The sequence below is a fragment of the Rhodococcus rhodochrous genome (assembly GCF_014854695.1).
Taxonomy (GTDB): Bacteria; Actinomycetota; Actinomycetes; order Mycobacteriales; family Mycobacteriaceae; genus Rhodococcus.
In genome coordinates this window covers 275,871-298,557 of record NZ_CP027557.1, presented here as the reverse complement: position 1 = coordinate 298,557, position 22,687 = coordinate 275,871, and the positions used below count along the sequence as shown (strand labels likewise).

19 protein-coding genes and 1 tRNA gene are annotated in these 22,687 nt (G+C 68.1%); 9 read left to right on the top strand and 11 right to left on the bottom strand.

The genetic code is table 11. The annotated features are described in order from the left end of the window. Window positions 1–161: 161 nt before the first annotated feature. Window positions 162–2,003 (bottom strand): flavin-containing monooxygenase, encoded by a 1,842-nt coding sequence (locus C6Y44_RS01315; RefSeq protein ID WP_159416962.1) that lies wholly within the window; start codon window positions 2,001–2,003, stop codon window positions 162–164. 147 nt (window positions 2,004–2,150) lie between these two features. Here C6Y44_RS01315 and C6Y44_RS01310 point away from each other — a divergent pair, with 147 nt between their 5' ends. The 3 genes from C6Y44_RS01310 (at window position 2,151) to C6Y44_RS01300 (ending at window position 4,668) form a co-directional block, all read left to right on the top strand. Beyond that, entirely contained in the window at window positions 2,151–3,413 is a 1,263-nt protein-coding gene (locus C6Y44_RS01310; RefSeq protein WP_159416963.1) for a helix-turn-helix domain-containing protein, read from the top strand. Between the two features lie 81 nt (window positions 3,414–3,494). Beyond that, entirely contained in the window at window positions 3,495–3,893 is a 399-nt protein-coding gene (locus tag C6Y44_RS01305) for a flavodoxin domain-containing protein (RefSeq protein WP_159416964.1), read from the top strand. Between the two features lie 31 nt (window positions 3,894–3,924). After that, window positions 3,925–4,668 carry an MBL fold metallo-hydrolase gene (locus tag C6Y44_RS01300; protein WP_159416965.1) on the top strand — a complete coding sequence of 248 codons (744 nt, stop codon included), beginning with the start codon at window positions 3,925–3,927 and terminating at the stop codon, window positions 4,666–4,668. A gap of 134 nt (window positions 4,669–4,802) precedes the next feature. On the opposite strand, the gene C6Y44_RS01295 is transcribed toward C6Y44_RS01300, so the two are convergent. Next, a tRNA-Ser gene (locus tag C6Y44_RS01295) sits at window positions 4,803–4,887 on the bottom strand. A gap of 51 nt (window positions 4,888–4,938) precedes the next feature. Next, complete coding sequence (locus C6Y44_RS01290) at window positions 4,939–5,409, bottom strand: MarR family winged helix-turn-helix transcriptional regulator (RefSeq protein ID WP_060652229.1); 471 nt, start codon at window positions 5,407–5,409, stop codon at window positions 4,939–4,941. Between the two features lie 119 nt (window positions 5,410–5,528). On the opposite strand from C6Y44_RS01290, the gene C6Y44_RS01285 reads away from it, so the two are divergent. Next, complete coding sequence (locus C6Y44_RS01285) at window positions 5,529–6,515, top strand: NAD(P)H-quinone oxidoreductase (RefSeq protein ID WP_159416966.1); 987 nt, start codon at window positions 5,529–5,531, stop codon at window positions 6,513–6,515. On the opposite strand, the gene C6Y44_RS01280 is transcribed toward C6Y44_RS01285, so the two are convergent. Next, window positions 6,512–7,711, bottom strand: coding sequence for a cysteine desulfurase-like protein (locus C6Y44_RS01280; RefSeq protein WP_159416967.1), 1,200 nt, complete (start codon window positions 7,709–7,711; stop codon window positions 6,512–6,514). The genes C6Y44_RS01285 and C6Y44_RS01280 overlap by 4 nt on opposite strands. Before the next feature lie 147 nt (window positions 7,712–7,858). Between C6Y44_RS01280 and C6Y44_RS01275 the strand changes: the two genes are divergently transcribed. The 3 genes from C6Y44_RS01275 to glfT1 all read left to right on the top strand — a co-directional run bounded on the left by C6Y44_RS01275 (window position 7,859) and on the right by glfT1 (window position 10,255). Continuing rightward, window positions 7,859–8,443: a bacterial proteasome activator family protein gene (locus C6Y44_RS01275; protein ID WP_120281103.1), complete on the top strand. Its 585-nt coding sequence runs from the start codon at window positions 7,859–7,861 to the stop codon at window positions 8,441–8,443. Window positions 8,444–8,520: 77 nt separating this feature from the next. Further along, window positions 8,521–9,372, top strand: a complete 852-nt coding sequence (gene wzt / locus C6Y44_RS01270) for a galactan export ABC transporter ATP-binding subunit Wzt/RfbE (protein WP_159419065.1) — start codon at window positions 8,521–8,523, stop codon at window positions 9,370–9,372. Beyond that, window positions 9,365–10,255: a galactofuranosyltransferase GlfT1 gene (gene glfT1 / locus C6Y44_RS01265; protein WP_016692663.1), complete on the top strand. Its 891-nt coding sequence runs from the start codon at window positions 9,365–9,367 to the stop codon at window positions 10,253–10,255. The genes wzt and glfT1 overlap by 8 nt, the downstream gene beginning before the upstream one ends. Window positions 10,256–10,267: 12 nt before the next feature. Here the strand turns inward: glfT1 and C6Y44_RS01260 are convergent, their stop codons facing one another. Next, window positions 10,268–10,756 carry a hypothetical protein gene (locus C6Y44_RS01260; protein WP_159416968.1) on the bottom strand — a complete coding sequence of 163 codons (489 nt, stop codon included), beginning with the start codon at window positions 10,754–10,756 and terminating at the stop codon, window positions 10,268–10,270. Next, a complete protein-coding gene (locus C6Y44_RS01255; RefSeq protein ID WP_159416969.1) occupies window positions 10,753–13,212 on the bottom strand; it encodes a molybdopterin oxidoreductase family protein in 2,460 nt (819 codons plus the stop codon). The genes C6Y44_RS01260 and C6Y44_RS01255 overlap by 4 nt, the downstream gene beginning before the upstream one ends. A 143-nt stretch (window positions 13,213–13,355) precedes the next feature. On the opposite strand from C6Y44_RS01255, the gene C6Y44_RS01250 reads away from it, so the two are divergent. Then, window positions 13,356–15,137 carry an AMP-dependent synthetase/ligase gene (locus C6Y44_RS01250; protein WP_159416970.1) on the top strand — a complete coding sequence of 594 codons (1,782 nt, stop codon included), beginning with the start codon at window positions 13,356–13,358 and terminating at the stop codon, window positions 15,135–15,137. A 56-nt stretch (window positions 15,138–15,193) separates the two neighbouring features. On the opposite strand, the gene C6Y44_RS01245 is transcribed toward C6Y44_RS01250, so the two are convergent. From C6Y44_RS01245 to C6Y44_RS01230, 4 genes are all read right to left on the bottom strand, one after another. Beyond that, complete coding sequence (locus C6Y44_RS01245; RefSeq protein ID WP_225623694.1) at window positions 15,194–17,686, bottom strand: response regulator; 2,493 nt, start codon at window positions 17,684–17,686, stop codon at window positions 15,194–15,196. A 158-nt stretch (window positions 17,687–17,844) separates the two neighbouring features. After that, window positions 17,845–18,228, bottom strand: coding sequence for a hypothetical protein (locus tag C6Y44_RS01240; protein ID WP_026061222.1), 384 nt, complete (start codon window positions 18,226–18,228; stop codon window positions 17,845–17,847). Between the two features lie 28 nt (window positions 18,229–18,256). Continuing rightward, complete coding sequence (locus tag C6Y44_RS01235; RefSeq protein WP_120281100.1) at window positions 18,257–18,904, bottom strand: trimeric intracellular cation channel family protein; 648 nt, start codon at window positions 18,902–18,904, stop codon at window positions 18,257–18,259. A gap of 13 nt (window positions 18,905–18,917) precedes the next feature. Beyond that, window positions 18,918–20,162, bottom strand: a complete 1,245-nt coding sequence (locus tag C6Y44_RS01230; protein ID WP_159416971.1) for an amidohydrolase — start codon at window positions 20,160–20,162, stop codon at window positions 18,918–18,920. Between the two features lie 188 nt (window positions 20,163–20,350). On the opposite strand from C6Y44_RS01230, the gene wzm reads away from it, so the two are divergent. After that, window positions 20,351–21,199: a galactan export ABC transporter permease subunit Wzm/RfbD gene (gene wzm, locus C6Y44_RS01225; protein WP_016692653.1), complete on the top strand. Its 849-nt coding sequence runs from the start codon at window positions 20,351–20,353 to the stop codon at window positions 21,197–21,199. Here the strand turns inward: wzm and C6Y44_RS01220 are convergent. Then, window positions 21,187–22,671 (bottom strand): glycosyltransferase family 39 protein, encoded by a 1,485-nt coding sequence (locus C6Y44_RS01220; protein ID WP_225623693.1) that lies wholly within the window; start codon window positions 22,669–22,671, stop codon window positions 21,187–21,189. The two genes, wzm and C6Y44_RS01220, sit on opposite strands and share 13 nt — an antisense overlap. Window positions 22,672–22,687 lie beyond the last annotated feature (16 nt).

The window sequence follows — 22,687 nt, the reverse complement described above, 5'->3', positions numbered from 1 at the left end:
CCCCCGACGACCTGCAGTGATCTCACAGTCACTACCTGTACCCGGTCAAGCGGACCTGCACGCGACCCTAATACTCACCCTCCGATTCGTGACGAATAGGAGGATGTACGGCCGCGTCGCCCCCGCCGGGGGCGGGAGCGACACGGTGGGAGCTGTCTCGGTCAGCGGAGGTGGTGCACCTCCTGCAGTCCGTAGACCGGGGTCGGGATGCCCTCGTAGCGCGCCTTGAGCTGCAGCGCCAGGTAGAGCGAGTAGTGCCGCGACTGGTGCAGGTTGCCGCCGTGGAACCACAGGCCGTCCTGCTGCGTGGGCTTCCACATGTTGCGCTGCTCACCCTCCCAGGGACCGGGGTCCTTGGTGGTGTCGGAGCCCAGGCCCCAGCACTTGCCCACCTTGTCGGCGACCTCCTGTGAGATCAGGTCGGCGACCCAGCCGTTCATCGAGCCGTAGCCGGTCGCATAGACGACGAGATCGGCCTCGAGTTCGGTGCCGTCCTCGAGGATCACCGACGTCTCGGTGAGTTCGCGGACATTGCCGTGGGCGAGCTTGATGTCGCCGTTCGCGACGAGTTCCGAGGCGCCGACGTCGATGTAGTAGCCGGATGCGCGACGCAGGTACTTCATGAACAGACCCGAACCGTCGTCACCCCAGTCGTGCTGGAAGCCCGCCTTCTCCAGCCGGTCGTAGAACTCGGCGTCGCGTTCGCGGATCTTCTCGTAGATCGGGATCTGGAACTCGTGCATGATCCGGTACGGCAGGGACGCGAAGGTCAGGTCGGCCTTCTGGGTCGTGACACCGGCGGCGAGGGCCCGCTCGGAGTACAGGTCGCCGAGGCCGAGGTCCATCAGCGAATCGGATCGGACGATGTGCGTGGACGAGCGCTGCACCATGGTGACGTCGGCGCCGACCTCCCAGAGGGCACCGCAGATGTCGTGCGCACTGTTGTTGGCACCGATCACGACGGCCTTCTTGCCGGCATAGGCGTCCGGGCCCGGGTGGGCGCTGGAGTGGTGCTGTTCGCCGCGGAACAGGTCCATCCCGGGGAAGTCGGGGATGTTCGGCTTACCCGACATGCCGGTCGCAATGACGAGCTGCTTGGGCCGGAGGACCACCGGTTCGCCGTCGCGCACGACATCGACGGTCCATTCGCCCGTCTCCTCGTCGTAGCTCGCCGAGGTGCACTCCGACTTCGACCAGTAGGGAACCTCCATCACCTTCGTGTACATCTCGAGCCAGTCCGCGATCTTGTCCTTGGGCGCGAAGACCGGCCAGTTGTCGGGGAAGGGCATGTACGGCAGATGGTCGTACCAGACGGGGTCGTGCAGACACAGCGACTTGTAGCGTCCGCGCCACTGGTCGCCGGGACGGTCGTACTTGTCGAGCACGATCGCGGGAACACCGAGCTGACGCATGCGCGCACCGAGCGCGATACCGCCCTGACCACCACCGATGATCACGACGTAGGGCTGACGCGTGTAACCGAGTTCGCGTTCCTCGATCTCGCGCTGCTCCGACCACGTGACGCGGTGCTTGTCCGCACCGTGCTTCGTGCCGCGGGGACGACGCGTGCCCTTGTTCTCCTCGTAGCCCTTCAGTTCCTGCATCGTGGTCAGCAACGTGAAGGCGCGGTCCTCGCCGCTCTCCTCGTCGCGCTTCAGACGCAGATGGCCGACGCCGCGACCGACCGCGGTCTCGAACGCGATCCAGGCGCTGAGCACGCCGTCGTCGTCGCTCGCCGGTTCGGTGGTGCGGAAGCCGCTCGGGTCGGTGTCGTCGAGTCGCGCGTGCAGCATGTCCGAGACGCCCTCGCGTCCCTCGACGGTCTTGAGGTTCCAGGTGAAGGCGACCAGGTCGCGCCAGAAGGAATCGGTGCCGAACAGGCCCGCAGCGACGTCGACGTCGCGCTGCGCGAGGGCGGTTTCGAAAGCCTGCAACCAGGCGTCGACGCGTTCGTCGGGCGTCGCGGTGCCGGAGGTCGTGGGCTTGTCGAGGGTGTCGGTCATGGTGAGTCCTTTCCCGTGGTGATGTGATCCAGGACACTCCCCGTGACCGCTCCCCCACAAGCGTTGCGTCACGTTGCACGGCGCCCGATTTGTGGCGCAGCACACATTTGCCACCTATGCTCCGAGGACGACGACGAAGAGGAGACCGTGACCACGTTCAGCGCGATCGCGCCCGGCACCGACCTGTCGCGCTACGCGCGCGAGTTGACGCGGATGCACGACGCGGTCATCGGCGGCGCCCGGTCACCCATGCGACCCCGTCCGCTCGTGTCCCGTTCGTGGCAGCGCGTACTCGACGCGGGCCTCGATCCCACCGGCACCAACGAACGCAGCCGGCTGCCCGTCGCGGAGGTCGAGCGACGTCGCCGCGCGTCCACCCTCTCCGCGGTGATCGGCGATCTCGAACAGGTCATCACACCCGTCGCCGACGCCTCGCATCTGCTGCTGGTGGTGACCGACGCCGACGGCGTGATCCTCTGGCGCAGCGGTTCGGCACCGATCCGTTCGCGCGCCGACGCCCTCGGTTTCCAGGAGGGGACGGTGTGGACCGAGTCGACGGTCGGCACCAACGCCATCGGCACGGCGCTCGCGGAGGCCGCGCCCGTGCAGTTGTTCTCGGGTGAGCACTTCGAGACGACCCAGCATCCCTGGTACTGCACCGCCGCGCCGATCCACGATCCGATCCGCGGCGACCTGCTGGGCATCGTCGACGTCAGCGGTCCCGCGCTGACCCTGCACCCGGCCATCATCGCCCTCGTCGACACCGCCGTCCGGCTCGCCGAAGCGCAACTGTGGCGGCGGCACGAGGTGCGACTCGAACGGCTGCGCACCGAGGCCGCTCCGCTGCTGTCGTCGACGCGGGGACCGGTGCTGCTCGTCGACGAGGACGGCTGGGTCGCGCACGCCTCCGGTATCGCCGCCGAGCGGGTCGCGGTTCCGCGGCACGCACGCCCGCTGACCGTTCCCGGTATGGGACTGTGTGTGCCCGAGCGTCTTTCGCACGGCTGGTTGATCCGCGGCGCGGCCTCGTCGTCGCGCATGCGGATGGTGCTGCACGTGTCGTCGTCGCCCACGGTGGAGGTGTTCGGGGACGACGACTCGTGGCGCAGCATCGTCACCGCACGTCAGGCCGAGATCCTGCTGTTGCTGCACGAGCGCGGCCCGGAGGGCATGACGGTCGCAGCGCTCAGCCGGGCCCTCTACGGGGACGACGACCATGCCGTGTCGGTCCGCGCCGAGGTGTCGCGACTGCGACGCGCGATCGGGGACGTGATCGAGAGCAAGCCGTACCGGCTCGCCGCGACCGTCGACCTGTCGCTGGATCTCGGTGCGGACGAACGCCTCGCCGACTCCGAGTTCGTCCGCCGCTCGGGGGCGCCGGGGGTGCGGGCGCTCGGCGGCTCCCACTGACACGGCCGGGGGCATGTTTCCGCCCCACGGGGACCGGGAACGCACCAGTGAACCCGAGTCGCCGAACATGCTGGAGACACAATGACCGTTCTCGTCGTCACGGACAGTCCCGAAGGTCCGACCCAGAAGATCGCCCGACTCGTCGCCGACGCCCTCGGAGAGCGGGACATCGACGTCACCGTCGGTGACACCTCCGATCTCGAGCGGTCGGAGGAGTTCGAGGGCGTCGTCTTCGGAGGCGAGGTCGACGCCGGCGAGTACTCGCCCGACACCGTCGAACTGTTGTCGTCGCGGGCCTCCGGGCTGAGTCAGCAGCTCGTATGGCTGTTCGCGGTGGGCGACGAAACCGCCGAGGACACACCGGATCTGGTGTCCGAACTCGCCGCGCTCGACTACCGGTCGTTCGGTCCGTCCGCAGGCGAGGACGAGGTGCGGTCGTGGGCCGCCTTCATCGCCGACGAGATCGACGGACACAGCTGAACCTGCACGTCCCCCCGAGCGAAGGGCCGCCATGCTCCACACGGATGTCGCACCGGGTGTGCATCGCCTCGCGCACGCCGACGTCAACGTCTACCTGATCGAGGACGACACCGGAGTGACCGTCGTCGACACGGGACTGCCCGCGACCGCCGGGCGCATCGAAGAGGCGATCTCACGCATCGGTCGTCGAATCGACGACGTGCAGGGAGTCGTCCTCACGCACGCCCACTTCGATCACGTCGGGTCGGCGAAGCGGCTGCGTGAACGGTGGCGGGTGCCGGTGTGGGCGCATCGCGACGAGAAGTTCCTCGCCGCCCACCCCTATCGCTACCAGCACGAACGCAACCGGCTGCTCTATCCCGCCCGATATCCCGCCTGCATCCCCGTGCTCGCCCGGATGACCGTGGCCGGTGCGCTGTGGGTGCGCGGGGTCGACGACGTGACGCTCTTCCACGACTCCGAACCGCTCGACCTGCCGGGCCGCCCCGTCCCCCTGCACACCCCCGGCCACACTTACGGGCACTGCGCGCTGCATCTCCCGGACCGCGACACCGTGATCGTCGGCGACGCCATCGTCACCCTCGATCCGTACACGGGCAGGCACGGTCCGCAGATCGTCTCGGGTGCGGCGACCGCCGACAGCAGGACCGCCCTCGCCTCGCTGGCGGCCATCGCCGGCACCGGCGCGAAGCACGTCCTCGTCGGCCACGGTGAACCGTGGCACGACGGTGCGGCCGCGGCCGTGGAACGAGCAGTGGCCGCCGGACCGAGCTGACAGATCGCGATCCACTCCCCGGGATCGGCGCCTGGCGTTCCACCTGGATCCTCGAGGAGAAGATGGTCGCGACCCGGCGGTAGAAACGAGAAGAGGTTCCGACTCCCTGTCGGGTGCCGGAACCTCTTCTTCTGCGGAAGCGGAGGGATTTGAACCCCCGTTGGTGTTACCCAAGCTCGCTTTCAAGGCGAGTGCATTCGGCCGCTCTGCCACGCTTCCGTGGCAGATCCTAACCGCTCCGCGCAAGCAGGGCCTAACCGATTCGCGACCTCAGCGGTCGGCCAGAGTGTGCTCGACGCGCGCGAAGACCCGCGCCAGCATGTCGAGTTCGTCGGCCGACAGCAGGTCGATGAGGTAGTTGCGCACGTCGTCGACGTGGGTGGGGGCGGCCTCCGCCAGACGCCGTCGGCCCTCCTCGGTGATGGTGGCGAGCACACCGCGACCGTCGTCGGGGCACGAGCTGCGCACGACCATCTTTTCCTGCTCCATCCGCCGGATCTGATGGGTGAGACGGCTGCGCGAGGACAGCACACCGTCGGCGAGGTCGCTCATGCGCAGGGCGCCGTCGGGGGCTTCGGAGAGCATGACCAGGATCCGATATTCCGCCAGCGACAGGTCGTGTCGATCGTTGAGGGACCGACTCAGGGCGCTCATGAGACGGTTGTTGCCGTCCATGTAGAGCCGCCAGGCCTCCTGCTCCTTTGCCGTCAACCACTTGGGTTCGTCTCGTTCGCTGGTCACGCCGGGAGTGTAATGCCGACGGCCCGATCCGGTTACCGCACGGTAGTTTCGAGCAGGTGAGCGCGCGGTGAGCGGAGTGACCGTCCCCTCACTGCGCCGCACGCGATAGCGTCGAACACATGTATGCAATCGTCGCCACCGAACCCGGTGGTCCAGAAGTTCTCCGGTGGACCGAGCAGCCCGACCCGGACCTGCCTCCCGGGCACGTACTTCTCGATGTCGCGGCGACCGCGGTCAACCGCGCCGACCTGCTGCAACGGCGCGGCCTCTACCCGCCACCCCCGGGGGCGAGCGACATCCTGGGCCTCGAATGCTCCGGAGTGATCTCCGAACTCGGCGAGGGTGTGACGGGCTGGAACATCGGCGACAAGGTCTGCGCCCTGCTCACCGGCGGCGGCTACGCCGAGAAGGTCGCGGTCCCCGCTTCCCAGCTGCTGCCCGTCCCGAAGGGCATCGATATCGCGATCGCCGCGTCGCTTCCCGAGATCGCGTGCACGGTGTGGTCGAACGTCGTGATGGCGGCCGGACTGAAGCGCGGCGACGTCCTGCTCGTCCACGGTGGCGGTGGCGGCATCGGTACACACGCCATCCAGGTGGGCAAGGCGCTCGGCGCGAAGGTGGCGGTGACGGCCTCGGCCGGCAAGCTGGACCGCTGTCGCGAACTCGGCGCCGACCTGGCGATCGACTACCGCGAACAGGACTTCGTCTCCGAGGTGCGCAATACCTTCGGTGGCGCCGACGTGGTGCTCGACAACATGGGTGCGAAGTACCTGTCCCGGAACATCGACGTCCTCGCTCCGGACGGACGGCTCGTCGTCATCGGCATGCAGGGCGGCACGAAGGGCGAACTGCACCTCGGTAAGTTGCTTGCCAAGCGCGGTCACGTCATCGCGACCGGTCTGCGCGGCCGTCCGGACTCGGGTCCGTCGGGCAAGAGCGAGATCATCGACTCCGTGCGCGCCGATCTGTGGCCGCTCATCGAGGAGGCGAAGGTCCATCCCGTCGTGCACGCCGAGCTGCCGATCACCGAGGCAGCACAGGCACACGAACTGCTCGACAGCCCCGAGACCGTCGGGAAGGTCGTGTTGAGGATCGCGCGGAACTAGAGGTTGCGGAGCTCGCGGACGAGCTGATCGACCTCGAAGCTCGTGGTGTAGGGGGCGAGGCCGATGCTCACCGCTCCCCCTTCGTCGCTGACGCCGAGGGAGTCGAGGAGCCGGCTCGATCCGCGGGTGCTCGCCACCGTCGCGATGCGGCGGTCGGCGAGATGCGCGGCGACCTTCTCGGCCGGGACCCCGTCGACGGTGAAGCTGAGAGTGGGGACGCGGCTCGACGCGCGGCCGAGCACGATCACGCCGGTGAGACTGTCGAGCTGTCGCATCAGACGGTCGAACAGCACATCCTGGTAGTTCTGCATCGAGCTGATCGAGACGTCGAGACGCTCGCGGCGCGAACCGGTGGCATCGTCGTCCAGCGAGGCCATGAAGTCGATGGACGCGGGGATACCGGCGAGCAGCCCGAACTGGTGACCGCCCACCTCGAGGCGTTCGGCACCGCGCGCGTGCGGATTCAGCGACATCGCCGGGACCCGTTCGAGATGCGAGGGGTCGGAGAAGACCAGCGCACCGATCTGCGGTCCGCCCCACGCGGCGATATCCACGGTGAGGATGTCGGCGCCGAGATCGTCGATGTCGACGTGGGCGTAGGGGGCGGCGCCGGCGGCGTCGACGACCATGAGCCCACCGACCTCGTGGACGAGATCCGCGACGACCCGCACGTCGGGCGCGGTGCCGACGATGGACGACGCCGCGGTGAGCGCGACGAGCCGGGTGGTGGGCGTGATGAGTTCCTCGTATTGCCAGGTGGGCAGCTCGCACGTCTCGATCTCGACCTCGGCCCAGCGCACCTGCGCGCCGTAGCGGCTCGCGACCCGCAACCAGGGAGCGATGTTCGCCTCGTCGTCGAGCCGTGAGAGGACCATGCCGGTGCCGAGCCCGAGGCGGGAACTGAGTGCTTCGGCGAGCCAGGCGAGCAACACCGCGTGGCTCGGCCCCAGGACGACCCCGTCCGGGTCGGCCCCCACGAGTTCCGCGACCGCGACGCGCGCCTCCTGGAGGATCGCGGCGCTGCGACGCGACGACAGGTGCCGTCCGGTCGCCGATGCGGCCGAGTTGCGGAAGGCGGTGGACACGGTGCGCGACACCACATCGGGGATCTGCATACCGGCCCGTGGATCGAGATGGATCCACCCGTCCCCGAGCGAGGGGATCAACCCCCGGATCCGGGCAACGTCGTAAGCCATGGCAGACACTCTAGGTCCCGATGTCAATCGGGACGCGCCGTGCCTGCATCCGGTGTTGCCCTCTCGGTAGGCTCGCTCGGGGTACCCGGCGCTCCGGGACCTTCGGGCAACCGGGCACACCCGGGGTGGGAAAGGGAGAATGGAGCCATGACGCATCCGGACAACGACCAGGTTCTCGTGATCGGCCCCGACGGCCGGCCCATCCGTGTCTCCCGCGAGGAGGCGGCCCGCGTGGAGGCCGACGGCCGGCCGGAGGAGGAGAAGTCCGAGAACGGCGGCGAATCCCTGGCCGACATGGTCGAGCAGCCGGCGAAGGTCATGCGGATCGGCACCATGATCAAACAGCTCCTCGAAGAGGTGAAGGCCGCGCCGCTCGACGACGCCAGCCGCACCCGGCTCAAGGACATCCATCTGTCGTCCATCCGCGAACTCGGTCAGGGTCTCGCCCCCGATCTGCGGGAGGAACTCGAGCGGCTCGCGCTGCCCTTCGGTGAGGACGCGGTGCCCTCCGACGCCGAGCTGCGCATCGCGCAGGCCCAGCTCGTCGGTTGGCTCGAAGGTCTGTTCCACGGCATCCAGACGGCGCTGTTCGCTCAGCAGATGGCGGCTCGTGCCCAGCTCGAGCAGATGCGTCAGGGTGCGCTTCCTCCCGGCGTCGCGCAGGGCGGTCGCGGCCAGAACGATCAATCACTTCCCGGTCAGACCCACCCCGGAACCGGCCAGTACCTGTAGTCCCGCCGGGTACGCCCCGGGACTCGGGTATCGGCGCGACGGGTACGCTCGGGTCCCGTGTCAGCGTCTGGAGCAGCATCGTGAGTCGGGTCAGCATCGAAACGCGCGGCGCGTGCGTCGACTTTCCCATCTTCGACGCCAAGACCCGGTCCTTGAAGAAGGCCTTCCTGGGTAAGGCGGGCGGAGCGATCGGCCGCAACAACTCCGATGTCGTGGTCGTCGAGGCTCTGCGCGACATCACGATGTCGCTGAAGGAAGGCGACCGCGTCGGCCTCGTCGGCCACAACGGTGCCGGCAAGTCCACGCTGCTGCGTCTGCTCTCGGGGATCTACGAGCCCACGCGCGGCCACGCCCGGGTGAAGGGTCGCGTCGCGCCGGTGTTCGACCTCGGCGTCGGCATGGACCCGGAGATCTCCGGCTACGAGAACATCATCATCCGCGGCATGTTCCTCGGGATGAGCCGCAAGCAGATGCTGGCCAAGGTCGACGAGATCGCGGACTTCACCGAGCTCGGCGACTACCTCAACATGCCGCTGCGCACCTACTCGACCGGTATGCGGGTGCGTGTCGCGCTCGGCGTGGTCACCAGCATCGATCCCGAGATCCTGCTGCTCGACGAGGGCATCGGCGCGGTCGACGCGGAGTTCATGAAGAAGGCGCGCGTGCGTCTGCAGGATCTCGTCGCGCGCTCGGGCATCCTCGTGTTCGCCAGCCACTCGAACGAGTTCCTCGCCCAGCTGTGCGACCAGGCGATGTGGATCGACCACGGTCGGATCCGTGAGCAGGGCGACATCGAGCACGTGGTGCGCGCCTACGAGGGCGACGAGGCCGGCGATCACGTGCGCACGATCCTCCACGAGCTCGAGCGTGAGCGGATCGCGAAGTCCGGCCACGACGCCGCGGCCTCGACGGGTTCGAACGGTGGCTGACGAACGGATCATCGGCGTCGTCGTCACGCACCGCCGTCGTGAGCTGCTGGCGGACTCGCTGAAAGTTCTTGCCTCGCAGTCCCGTCCGCTCGACCATCTCGTGGTGGTCGACAACGGCGACGAGGACGCGGTGCGCGAGCTCGTCGACGCGGTGGACCTGCCCACGAGCTATCTCGGTTCGAAGCACAATCTCGGTGGCGCGGGCGGCTTCGCCCTCGGCATCCTGTACGCGCTGTCGCTGGGAGCCGACCGGGTGTGGCTCGCCGACGACGACGGCCGCCCCGAGGGACCGGACGTACTCGCGACGCTGCTCGACTGCGCGCAGCGCAACGGCCTGGCCGAGGTGTCGCCGGTCGTGTGCGACATCGCGCAGCCCGATCGCCTCGCCTTCCCGCTGCGCCGCGGTGTGGTGTGGCGGCGGTGGCGGCACGAACTCGGCGACGAGGACCTGCTGCCCGGTATCGCCTCGCTGTTCAACGGCGCGCTCTTCACGGCCGCGGCGATCGACGCGGTGGGCGTGCCCGACCTGCGTCTGTTCGTCCGTGGCGACGAGGTCGAGGTGCACCGCCGTCTCGTCCGGTCGGGACTGCCGTTCGGTACCTGCTTGCAGACGGCCTACCTGCACCCGGATGGTGCCGACGAATTCAAGCCGATTCTCGGTGGCCGGATGCACACGCAGTATCCGGACAACGACACCAAGCGGTTCTTCACCTACCGCAACCGCGGCTACCTGCTGTCGCAGCCGGGACTGCGCCGGTTGCTGCCCCAGGAATGGGTGCGCTTCGGTTGGTACTTCCTGATCACGCGCCGCGACCCGGCCGGTCTGCGCGAGTGGATCCGGTTGCGCAGACTCGGGCGCGAGGAGAGGTTCGAACGGCCCTGACGGTGCCGCCGCTCAGTCGGTGACGACCGTCTGCGCTGCGATCTCCTTGAGTTTCGCGTTCGCCCAGCGCAGTTGACGCAAGGTCTGGGGATGGCAGCGTTCGGAGAGGGCGAGCAGTTCGCGATCGCTCAGGGCCTGCGCTGTCTGGGCGAGGATCTCCCAGTCGAGCGAGACACCTGCCGCCATGCGGTGCACGGTGCGCAGATCCCGCAACAACAGGACGCTCGGGGCGTGCCGGCGTCCGAGCATCTCGCTTCCCTTCCGCCGCACCTCCGCGAGCACCTCGTGGACGCCCCGGGGCTCGTCGTCGAAGTCGAGGTCGTAGTCGTGGCCGACGCGGGCGAGTTCGCGCACGTGCTGCTGCGACCAGCCGGCGATGTCACGCGCCACGTGGAAGATCTCGTGGTCGACCTTGTGCCGGTCCGCGGTGCGCAGCAGTTCGGTCGCCAGGTCGTTCTCCGATCGGTGCAGTTCGCGGATCGCCAGGGAGACCTTGTTCATCGCGGCCCTCCGTCGTCGAGCGTCTCGGTGATCTCGGCGTCCGGTCCACCCGAGGTGGCGGGCACGGCGCCGGAGACCGGCGCCGAGGCGGTGGTGGTCGGTGCCGCGGAAGGCCCGTCGTCGGCGACGGCGATCCGTTCGACGCGCGCGGCGCCCGACTTGAACAGGGGTTGCTTCGACGCCGGATCCCAGTCGGTGAAGGTCAGTTCGTTGGCCGCGCGCCCCTCGAGCGCCGGTTCGTGACCGGCCGGGGTGTCCCAGTATCCGTAGTGGAACGGCAGGAACAGCACCCCGGTCCGGATCCCGCTGATCCGCAGCCGAGCGGTGACGTGCCCGCGCGGGGTGTCGACCCGCAGCAGGTCGCCCTCCGACCAGCCGTGCCGCTCGGCATCGCCCGCCGACATCTCCACCCACACCTCCGGTGCCGCGCGTTGCAGTTGCGGGGCACGACCGGTCTTCGTGCGGGTGTGGAAGTGGTAGAGCGTGCGGCCGGTGGTGAGCAGATACGGATACTCGTCGGAGACCGTCTCGTGCGGGGGAAGATACTCACCCGCCTTGATGATCGCCTTGCCGAAGGGGTTCAGCGCCCGGTACTCGGTGGGTTCGACCGGCGCTCCGGTGACCATGTCGCGTCCGTAGTTCTCGCAGTAGTCCGGTGCGGCCCAGAACTTTCCGCCCTCGTAGAGACGTTCGGTCCCGTCGGGGGCGTCGGCGTTGCACGGCCACTGGATTCCGCTTCCGCCACGGAGTTTCTCGTAGGTGATGCCCGTGTAGTCACAGGGCCGCCCGGCCGTGCACTCCTTCCACGCCTCGAACGCCTCCTCGGGCGTGGACCACTTCACGAGCGGGTCGCCGTCCTTGTCCCGCAGGTCGAGCCGGCGCGCGTAGTCGGCGAAGATGTCGAGATCGGGCCTGGCCTGCCCGGGTGGTTCGACGGCCTTCTCCGACAGGTGCACGGTGCGGTCGGTGTTGGTGAACGTCCCGGTCTTCTCACCCCAGGTCGCAGCGGGCAGGACGACGTCGGCGAGTTGCGCGGTCTCCGACAGGAAGATGTCCTGCACCACGAGGAAAAGCCTGTCCTGGGAGAGGATCTCGCGCACCCGGCGCAGCTCCGGCAGGGACACGGCCGGGTTCGTCCCGCTCACGTAGAGGAAGCGGATCGAGCCGTCCTCGACATACCGCATCATCTGCATGAGGTGGGTGGGCGCGGTGTAGTGCGGGATCCGCATCGGGTCGATGTTCCACACCCGGGCGAGGTCCTCGACGTGCGCCTCGTTGGCCCAGTTCCGGAAGGCCGGCAGGTCACCGTCGGCTCCGCATTCACGGGTGTTCTGCGCGGTGGGCTGCCCGTTCATCTGGAGAACTCCGCAACCGGGCCTGCCGAGCATGCCGCGCACGAGATGGATGTTGTTCACCTGAACGGCGGCCGCGGTGGCCTGATGGGACTGATAGAAGCCCTGCAGGACCGTCGAGAGCAGCCGCTCCGCCGTGCCGAGCAGTCGAGCGGCCTCCCGCAGGTCCTCGATGGGGACGTCGCAGATCTCGGCGGCCTTCTCGAGGGAGTAGTCGGCGAGCCGGCTGCGCAGCTCGTCGAATCCGACGGTGTGGTCCTCGATGTACTTCTCGTCGATCCACCCGCGTCGCAGGATCTCGTGCAACAGCCCGTTCATGAGGACGACATTGGTGCCCGGGCGCGGAGCGAGGTGCACCGTCGCGGCCCGCGCGACCGGCGTCCGCCGCGGATCCACACAGATCACGGCCGGTGGATTCGGTCCGGCGAGCCGATCGAGGATCCGCGTCCATGTCACCGTCTGTGTCTCGGCCATGTTGTGTCCGTAGAGCGCGATGACGTCGGCATGGTCGATGTCGGTGTAGGAGCCGGGCTGGCCGTCGCACCCGAAGGACTGTTTGAGGGCGGCTGCCGCCGTCGCCGTGCACAGCCTCGTGTTGCCGTCCATGTGGTTGGTGCCGATGCCACCGTGCCCGATGAGCGCGAGGGTGTAGTACTCCTCCAGGAACAACTGCCCGGTGGTGTAGAAGCCGACCGAGCTGGGGCCGCGCTCGTCGAGCAGCTGCTTCGTGCGACCGGCGACGGCATCCATCGCGGTGTCCCAGTCGGTCTCGACGAGCTTGCCGTCGCGCCGGATCAACGGCGTGGTGAGCCGGTCCTCCGAGTGGTTCGCCTGCCAGCCGAACAGGTCCTTGGGGTCGACCCGGCCGTGGTTCACCCGGTCGACGGCGCGTCCGCGCACCCCCACCATGCGTCCGTCCTTGACGGCGATGTCGAGGCCGTCGCCGTTGGAATGCAGGATGGTCGCCGACTGCACCCACCTGTCGACATCGTCCTCGGTCAGTCCGTCGGCGAGATAGGTGTCGACGCGGGTGGGCCAGCGTTGCCCGGGTCCATAGGGTGTGCGCGAACCCCACGGATCCGCGATGCGATCCACGGTGGTCATGTCCCCGGCGGTACCCGGGGTGGGCAGGAACAAACACTTGCCTGCATCACCGCTCGATTCCGGCGCAACAATCCGGCAAATCCGACCACGGATGTACGCACTTCGTCCTACACTTTCGCCACACTCGACCTCGGGAGCCAGTGATGACCCCTCGTGCCACCTCACCGTCGACCCTCTGCGAAGCCTTCCAGACCACCGCCGCGGCGTACCCCGACAAGGTCGCGCTGCGCACCCCCGACGACTCCGTCTCCTACACCTGGCGTCAGTACGCGCAGCGCGTCGAACGCCTCGCCGCCGGGCTGGCCGGACTCGGCGTGAGCCGCGGGGACACCGTCGGTCTCATGCTCACCAACCGGCCCGAATTCCACCTTCTCGACACCGCCGCGATCCACCTCGGCGCGGTGCCGTTCTCGATCTACAACTCGTTGACCGCCGAACAGATCTCGTACGTGCTCGGCAACGCCGGCAACCGCGTGATGATCGCCGAGGAACAGTTCGTCCCCGTTCTGCGGCAGGCGCTCGGTGACACGAAGGTCGAGCACCTGGTGTGCATCGACGGCAAACCGGAAGGCACCATCTCCCTCGACGACCTCGAGGCCGCCGCCGATCCGTCCTTCGACTTCGAGGCCTCGTGGAAGGCCGTGCAACCGCCCGACCTGCTGACCCTCATCTACACCTCCGGCACCACCGGGCCGCCGAAGGGTGTCGAACTCACCCACGCGAACCTGCTCGCCGAACTCGAGGCGACGAGCTCGTATCTGCCCACCGGCCCGGACGACCGGATTCTGTCGTATCTGCCCGACGCGCACATCGCCAACCGCTGGGGCTCGCACTACTCGAGCCTGTACAGCGGCATGCAGATCACCACGCTCGACGACCTCAAGCAGGCCATCACCGTGCTGCCGAGCCTGCGGCCGACGCTCTTCGGCGCCGTCCCCCAGGTCTGGTACAAGCTCAAGGCCGCGATCGACAAGACCCTCGCCGAGGAATCGAGCCCGATCAAGAAGAAACTCGCGTTGTGGGCGATCGACGTCGGACGCAAGCGTGCCCGGCTGCAGTCCGACGGCAAACCGGTCCCCCGCACCCTCGAGGTGCAGCACGCGGTGGCCGACAGGCTGGTGCTGTCCGCGATCCGCGGCAAGCTCGGCCTCGATCAGGTCCGGGCCGCTGTCACCGGTGCCGCCGCGATCTCGCCGGAGGTCCTCGAGTTCGTTCTCGCCCTCGGCATTCCGTGCTCCGAGGTGTGGGGTATGTCGGAGACCTCGTGCGTGGTCACGATGAACCGGCCGGGCGCCATCCGCATCGGCACCGTCGGGCAGGCCGTGCCGTGTGCGCAGCTCAGGATCGCCGAGGACGGCGAACTGCTCGTCTCGGGTCCGCTGTTGATGAAGGGCTACCGCAACGACCCCGAGAAGACTTCGGATGCAATCGATTCCGACGGCTGGCTGCACACCGGCGACATCGGTGAGATCGATGCGGACGGATACGTGCGGTTGATCGACCGGAAGAAGGAGATCATCGTCAACGCGGCGGGGAAGAACATGTCGCCCGCCAATATCGAAGGCGCCCTGCGGGCCGCTTGCCCGATGCTCGGTGGCGCCGTCGCCATCGGCAACGACCGCCCCTACAACGTCGCGCTGCTCGCGCTCGATCCCGATGCCCTGGCCGTTTTCGCCGAACAACACGGTCTCAGCGGAACCCACGAGGAGCTCTCCCGGCATCCGGTGGTCCTCGAGTCGATCGCGAAATCGGTCGAGGAGGCGAACAGCAAGTTGTCGCGGGTCGAGCAGATCAAGAAGTACACGGTGCTGCCGACGATCTGGGAACCCTCCGGCGACGAGCTGACCCCGACGATGAAGCTCAAGCGCAAGCCCATCGATGCGAAGTACGCGGAGGAGATCGACAAGCTGTACGCGGGGGCCTGATCCGTCACCGCGCTCACGGTCTGCAGTAGCAGCGGCGGAACCGAAGGCGCAGAGCACTACCCCGACGAATTGCTGAGCGAGGCGGTGTAGTCACCGACGATCTGCTCGGCGATCTCACGCACCTTGACGTTGCGGTGCTGGGAGAAGGCGACGAGTTTGTCGAACGCCGCGTCGGCGTCGCACTTGAACGTGGCCATCATCAGTCCGACGGCCTTGCTCAGTGTCGACCGGGTCTCCAGGGCCGTCTTCAACTGGTCGGACTCACGCTCCCGCGCGGCGAGCATCTGCTCACGCAGCCACGACAATTCGAGATTCACGCGCACACGGGCGATGAGCTCGTCGGGATGGAACGGTTTGGTGATGTAATCGTCGGCGCCGGTACGCAGACCGCCGATCGTGGCCTCCGCGCCGGCCCGTGCCGTCAGGAGGATGACCGGCAAACGGGAGGTCGCCGGGTCGCGGCGGATCTCCCCGAGCAGCTCCACCCCGTCCCGACCGGGGAGCATGATGTCGCTGAGGACGAGATGCGGCGGTCGCGATCGGATCCGCTCGAGGGCGGCATCGCTGTCCCCCACCGCATCCACGTGCCAGCTCTGGCGACGCAACAACTGCGTCAGATAGTCACGCATGTCCGCGTTGTCCTCGATCACGAGGATCCGTGGCAACGATTCCACATCCTCTCCCTGCGTGGACGATTCGTCCTCGTCGAAAGCGACCCTGTCCCACTGTTGCGCTTCGCCGATGTACATGGCGCTCAGATCCCCCGGGACGGTTCCCGCCGGCGACTCCGAGGTCGGGTCGAGGACGCGGGGAACGGACACGGTGAAGGTGCTGCCGTGCCCGAGCTCACTGGACACGGTCACACTTCCGCCGAGCGTGTGGACCCAGTCCGAGACGAGGGACAGACCCAGCCCGATGCCTTCCTGACTGCGTCCCCCGACGCTCTCGACGCGATGGAACCGTTCGAAGATGCGACCGAGCTCCGATTCCGGAATGCCGAGACCGGTGTCGGCGACCTTCAGGACCAGCAGATCGTCCTCGACGTCCAGATCCACATCGATCGATCCCGAGGGGGTGTACTTGATCGCGTTCGAGAGCAGGTTCAGCACGATATGGGCCCACGTCTGGGGATCGAGCCGGGTCTGCTCGGCCGCCGCGTCGGCGATCCGGCTGCGCAGGTCCAGGCCCGCACGTTGAGCCGCGTCGGTGAACAGGTCCACACATTCGGCCGTGAGCGCCGCCGGATCGGTCGGCCTCAGGGGCTTTCGCGACGGGTCGGTCTCGGCACGCGTCGCTTCGAGCAACGCGTCGACGAGTCGCCGCAACCGGATCGCGGCGCGCTGAGAGACCTCCAGCGACTGTCGCTGCGCGTCCGTCAGCGTCGTGGCCTCGTCGAGCATGCTCTGCAACGGGCCGAGGAGCAGTGTGAGCGGTGTGCGGAACTCGTGGCTGATCGATTCGAGGAACCGGGTCTTGGCAGCGTCGAGCGCCGCGAACGCATCGGCCCGGCGACGCTCGGCATCCATCGCCGACGCATCACGCAGCAGTCCCGAGATCTTGGTGGCGACGAGTTCGACGAAGGTGGAGTACGCGGCGTCGAACACCCGGTACGGACTCAGTCCGACGGCGAGGACACCGAGCGGGAAGTCGTGTCCCGACGCCGTCAACGGCACGAGGAGGATGGTGCCGATCGGATGGTCTCCGAGGGTTCGCTGCGGGTCGAGCAGATTCGGGGAACGCTCGGCGACGCCGGAGACGACGAAGGGTTCGGAGGCCCTGGCGGCCTTCGACAGCAGCTGGTCCTCATCCGGTCCGAGCAGGGAACCAGAGAAGCCGGGCTTCGTTCCGATTGCGGCGAGCTGCTTCCAGTTCGGTTGCGGATCATCGGGATCCACCACCCGACTGTCGAGGAACAGCGCGGCCAGCGGAATGTCCTGATGACTGGGCGCGAGCGCGTCCAACGCGTTCCGGCACGTCTCGATCACCGACATTCCCGAATCGGTGATCGCCACCGTGCCGAGACGGCTCAGGGCCTCCAGACGACGCTCACCGAGCACCCGCGAGGTGACATCGGTGGTCGCGACGAACACCCCTGCCACCTCGCCGGACTCGTCGCGGATCGGGCTGTAGGAGAAGGTCCAGTAGGTCTCCTCCTCGTAGCCGTGGCGCTGCATGAACAGCAGTTCCTCTTCGGCGAAGGTCGCCGTACCCGCCATCGCCCGTTCGACGCGGGCTCCGACCTCGTCCCACACCTCGTGCCAGCACTCGGGTGCCGGCTGGGCGACCGCCGCGGGGTACTTGTCACCGAGGACGGGGATGATCGCGTCGTTGAAGAGTTGCACCAGCTGCGGTCCCCACCACAGGAGCATCGGCACCTCGGACGGCAGCACCGTCCGCACCGCCATGCGCAGCTCCGCGGGCCACGACTCCACCGGCCCCAGGGGCGTAGCCGACCAATCGGTCTTCCGAAAGCGTTCCTGGCTTTCTCCCGGTCCCGCGAACAGGCGCTCCGCCGACCACACCTCTCCCGACTCGGCTGTCGCCCTCATGCCCCGTCACTCCCATCTCCGGTACTTCCCGCCGCCATTCTCCCCTCATATCGCGCAGTGCGACGCCACAAAGAGGACATACAACCTCCTTTCCTCAGGTGGGCGGTGGTGGCGGTTCGTCGGGGAGGGAGAGAACGGCGTGGTCGGCAGCCGACCGGCTATTTCGGGCACGTCCCGGCGTAGCGATCCAGAGCGAGGCCGCCGTTTCGCTTCTTGCTGCGTCCGGTCGGTCCGCTCTTCGGCGAGCGCACCCAGGTGCCGGACGAGTCGAGTCCGGGCATGCGTTCGCTTCCGAACCTGCTGTACCGGGTCTCACCGTCGACGGTCAGCACACCGTCCTGCACGTCGATGTGCGCGACGGTCGCCCAGTACGAGTTCTTCCCGTTGCCGACGTACACGAGGATCTCGTCGGCGTGGTGGGCGCAGATACAGCCGGCGGCGGAACTGTACGAGTGGCCGGGCGACTCGGGCCAGATGGTTGCGGACGGCGACGGAGACTGACGTACGGCCGATCGAGTCCGGCGTTGTTTGCGAGAACGCATCGAAAATCGACAACAACACCGGTTTCGGTCAGGCCGGTTTCGGTGGGTCGGGGTCGTCGAACCCCCGCGGACGCGGCGCGTCGAGATCGTAACGGACCCCGACCATTCGGATGACGAAGCACAACGCCGCAGCCCCGAGCGCTGCGGGCAGCGTGGGCACCTCGAGACTCTCGCAGACGACGAGGACGGTCGCGGCCACCAACGCAGGAATGGCATACAGCTCGCTGTTCAACACGACCGGAACCCGCCGGATCAACACGTCGCGCACCGTGCCGCCCCCGACCCCGGTGATCGTGCCCAGGATGATCGCCTGCACCGGGCCCAACCCGAAATCGAGGGCCTTACCCGCACCGGTGACGGCGAACAGACTCAAGCCTGCGGCGTCGAACACGGTGATCGGCTTGGACAATCGCTCCAGCTTACGGCCGAAGAGAGCGAGAAGGCTTCCGGCAGCGGCCACCGCGAGATAGCGCCAGTCGCTGAACGTCGCGGGCGGAAGGTCGTCGATCAGGATGTCGCGGATGATCCCGCCGCCGAGCGCGGTCACCATTCCGAGCGTCACCACGCCGACGATGTCGATCCTCGCGACCCGCACGGCGGTGAAGGCGCCGTTGACAGCGAAGGCGAAGGTGCCGAGCAGATCGAGTACGAGCAGCAACGTGCTCTGGGTAGTCACGCGTCTCCGTCCGTCATGCAGTCCCCAGGAACGCCCGCGCAGCGACGGTCAGAGCAGCCGTCCCGGCGTCGAGGGTGGGCTGCAGCAGCGGAGCGAACTTCGACGAGTGGTTGACCGGCACGTCGTCGGCGATGCGCCCCTCGACTTCGGCCTGACGGTAGAGCTCGGGATCGGTGCCACCTATCCCCCAGTACGTGTACGGAATGCCGAGCGCGCGGGGAATGACGCTGAAGTCCTCACTGGCCGTCTGCAACGGAAGTTCACCCGCGTCGTCCCCGAAGTGTTCGGCGAACGCCGCCGCGACCCGCTCGGTGACCACGGGGCCGTTGTCCGTCATGGGGTACTGGTCGAACAGTTCGAACTCGGGTGGTCGCGGCGAACGGGAGGCGTCGCACTCGGCGACGACGATCCGCTTCACAGCGGTGAGGATCGCATGGCGGGTGTCCTCGTCGTAGGTGCGGAGGTTGAGCAGGATCGTCGCCTTGTCCGGAATGACGTTGCTCTTCGTCCCGGCCTGAATACTGCCGACGGTCAGTACCGCAGGCTCACCGGGCCGGGTCTCCCGCGCGATGATCGTCTGCAACCGGACGACGATCATCGCGGCGAGTACCACCGGGTCGACGGAGGCCTGCGGCATCGACCCGTGCGCGCCCCGGCCGTGAACGGTGATGCGCATGCTGTCGGCGGCCGAGAGGGTCGGCCCGCTGCGCGTGCCCACGAGCCCGGCCGGGAAGGCCAGGACGTGCTGGCACAATGCCACGTCGACCTTCCCGACGATCCCGGCGAGCCCGTCGTCGACCATGCGCCGGGCGCCGTCGGCGACCTCCTCCCCCGGTTGGAACACCGCGACCAGCCGCCCACACCACTCGCCGGCGCGGGACAACAGTTCCACCGCGCCGACGAGGCACACGACGTGCATGTCGTGCCCGCAGGCGTGCATGACAGGCGTCGCGTTGCCGTCCGCGCCGGTCGCGGTCACGGAACTGGCGTAGTCCAGACCGGTCTCCTCCCGAACCGGCAGGGCATCCATGTCGGCGCGCAGCAGCACGCCGGGCCCGTCACCTCGCTGTAGGACCCCGACGACACCCGTGCCACCCACACCGGTGTGCACCTCGCACCCGGCGGCCCGTAACCGCGCGGCGACCTCGGCGGCAGTGCGCGACTCCTGGTGCGACAACTCCGGGTGGGCGTGCAGGTCGCGGTAGAAGTTCTCCTGGTCCGCGCGGATCTCGTCCAAGCCCTGCAGAGCAAGCGTCATGACGTCTCCTCGGTGGTCGGATCGGTGGTACCACGGTCCGGATACCGCACCGGACCGCAATCGACACGGGCGTGCGGTTCTCGTCGAGAAAATCGTGCAAGATCGACAGGACCTGCGCATCCGTCGGGAGTCCCGATCACCCCGCGCCCCGGCAGGCCGCATTTGCGCCGCGGGTAGGCTCGGGACCCGTGTCTGATGCCCTCACCGTCGACGACGAACCCATCGAGTCGTCCTCACGCTCGTTCCGGCGCGCGTTCAAGGATCTGCGCGAAGGCTTCAACCACCGCGAACTGTGGTTGCTGCTCGGCTGGCAGGACATCAAGCAGCGCTACCGCCGGTCGGTGCTCGGTCCGTTCTGGATCACGATCGCCACGGGTGTGTCGGCGATCGCGATGGGTGTGCTCTACGGCACGCTGTTCAACCTCGACGTCCCGGAGTTCCTGCCGTACGTCGCGCTCGGCTTCATCATCTGGAACCTGATCCAGGGGTCGATCCTCGAGGGCGCGGACGTGTTCATGTCCAACGAGGGCCTGATCAAGCAGTTGCCGACGCCGTTGAGTGTGCACGTCTACCGGCTGGTGTGGCGGCAGATGATCCTGTTCGCGCACAACATCGTCATCTACATCGGTATCTTCATCTTCTTCCCACGTCAGCTGTACTGGACGGCCTTCCTCGCCATCCCGGCGCTGGCGTTGATCGCGATCAACGCGGTGTGGGTGTCGCTGGTGTTCGGCATCCTCGCCACGCGCTACCGCGACATCGCGCCGCTGCTCGGCAGCATCGTCCAGCTGCTGTTCTTCATGACGCCGATCATCTGGACGGAGAAGACGCTCGAGGGCACCGGCAACGAGGGTCGGGCGCGGATCGCGGAGATCAACCCGCTCTACCACTTCCTCGACATCGTGCGGACCCCGCTGCTCGGCGGCGACCAGCAGCTCTACCACTGGGTCATCGTCCTGATCATCACCGTCGTCGGCTGGGGTATCGCCCTGCTCGCGCTGCGCAACTACCGCTCGCGCGTCGCCTACTGGGTCTGAGTCGGTTCGAGCCGGACGAGCTGTGAACGGTGGATCGGCTCCCTGTCGGTGATCCGGAAACCGACGGCCTCGAGCTCCCGGTAGGTGTCCGTCTCGGTGAACCGGTGTGGTTCGAACCGCCACCACACGTTGTTCGGGTGCCACACCCGGAAGCCGGTCTCGCGCTCGCCGTCGGCGATCACCCACAGCACCTCGCACCGGGTCGCCGCGCGTCGGGCGAGTTCCGGTGGCGGGGCGTCGGTCGACCACAGGTTCACGCGGTCGACGGCGTCGTACCCGAGCCCCACGTCGTCGAGCCCTTCCACCGCGTCGGGCCGGGCGTCGACGACGGCGCGCAGTGACGTCGGTGCCCACGAGACGCGCGGTTCGAAGGCCACACAGTCGCCGGGTTCGGAGCGTTCGACGAGCCGGTCGGCGATCACGCTGTAGTCCATCCCACCGGGCTTGCCGAACGACTGTCGCTGCTGCACGTAGGCCGGCGCGACACTGACGGCGACCGCGGTCAGGACGATCAGCATCGACCACCAGCGGGTCGCGACACGGGCGGCGGCCCAGCCCACCGAGAGCACCATCGCGGGAACCGTGAACGACAGATAGCGCTCGAGGTACACGTTGTCCTCGAGCAGCGAGTAGCCGAGCAGCAGCACCATCGGCACGGCGAAGCCCGGTACCGCGAGCCAGAGCAGGGTGCGCTCCCCCGGCTCCACACCACGACGGACCGCGACGATCACCCCGGCGACGGTGATCGCGGCGAGCAACGCAGCCGTCCACGGGGCCTGCGGGAACCACTGGTCGAGGGCGATCGTGCGGACGATCATCGAGTCGAGCGGGGGAATCCACGCGACCTGCTCGGCCTGCGAGTAGGCGAGCAGGACGAACGGCGTCGACAAGGCCGCGCCAACCCCTGCGGACAACAGGAACGCACCGCGCCCACGACCCCGGACCAGCACGGTGACGGCATGCGCGACGACGACCGTCGCGGAGTACACGAACATCACCGTCGCGACCGGCAGGACGACGGCGTACAGGGCCCACCAGCGTCGACGGCCGGTCGCGCAGCCGAGCGCGACCAGCAGCGACAACACCGCGACCAGCGCCGCAGCAAAGGCATAGGACCGCGCTTCGGTGGCCGCCCAGGTCACCCGCGGCGACAGCGCGAACAGCACCCCGGCGGCGATCCCCACGCGACGACCCGCCAGCACCTGGCCGGTCGCGGTGACGGCTGCGGCACCCGCCCCGAGCGCGAGCACACCGGGCAGACGGGCGGTGAACTCGTCGACGCCCACCAGCGAGAACCAGTAGTGCAGCAGGAGATTGTGCAGGCCGTGGACGGCGTCGATCCGGGTGTGGACGCGGAGCATCCCCTCGACGGACCGGTCGGCGCTCGAGATGGTCGCGGCCTCGTCCCACCACAGCGAGGGCACCCACGAGAACGCCCCTGCGACGAGCACGGTCGCAACCCCGATGAGCACGGGAAACGACCATGCC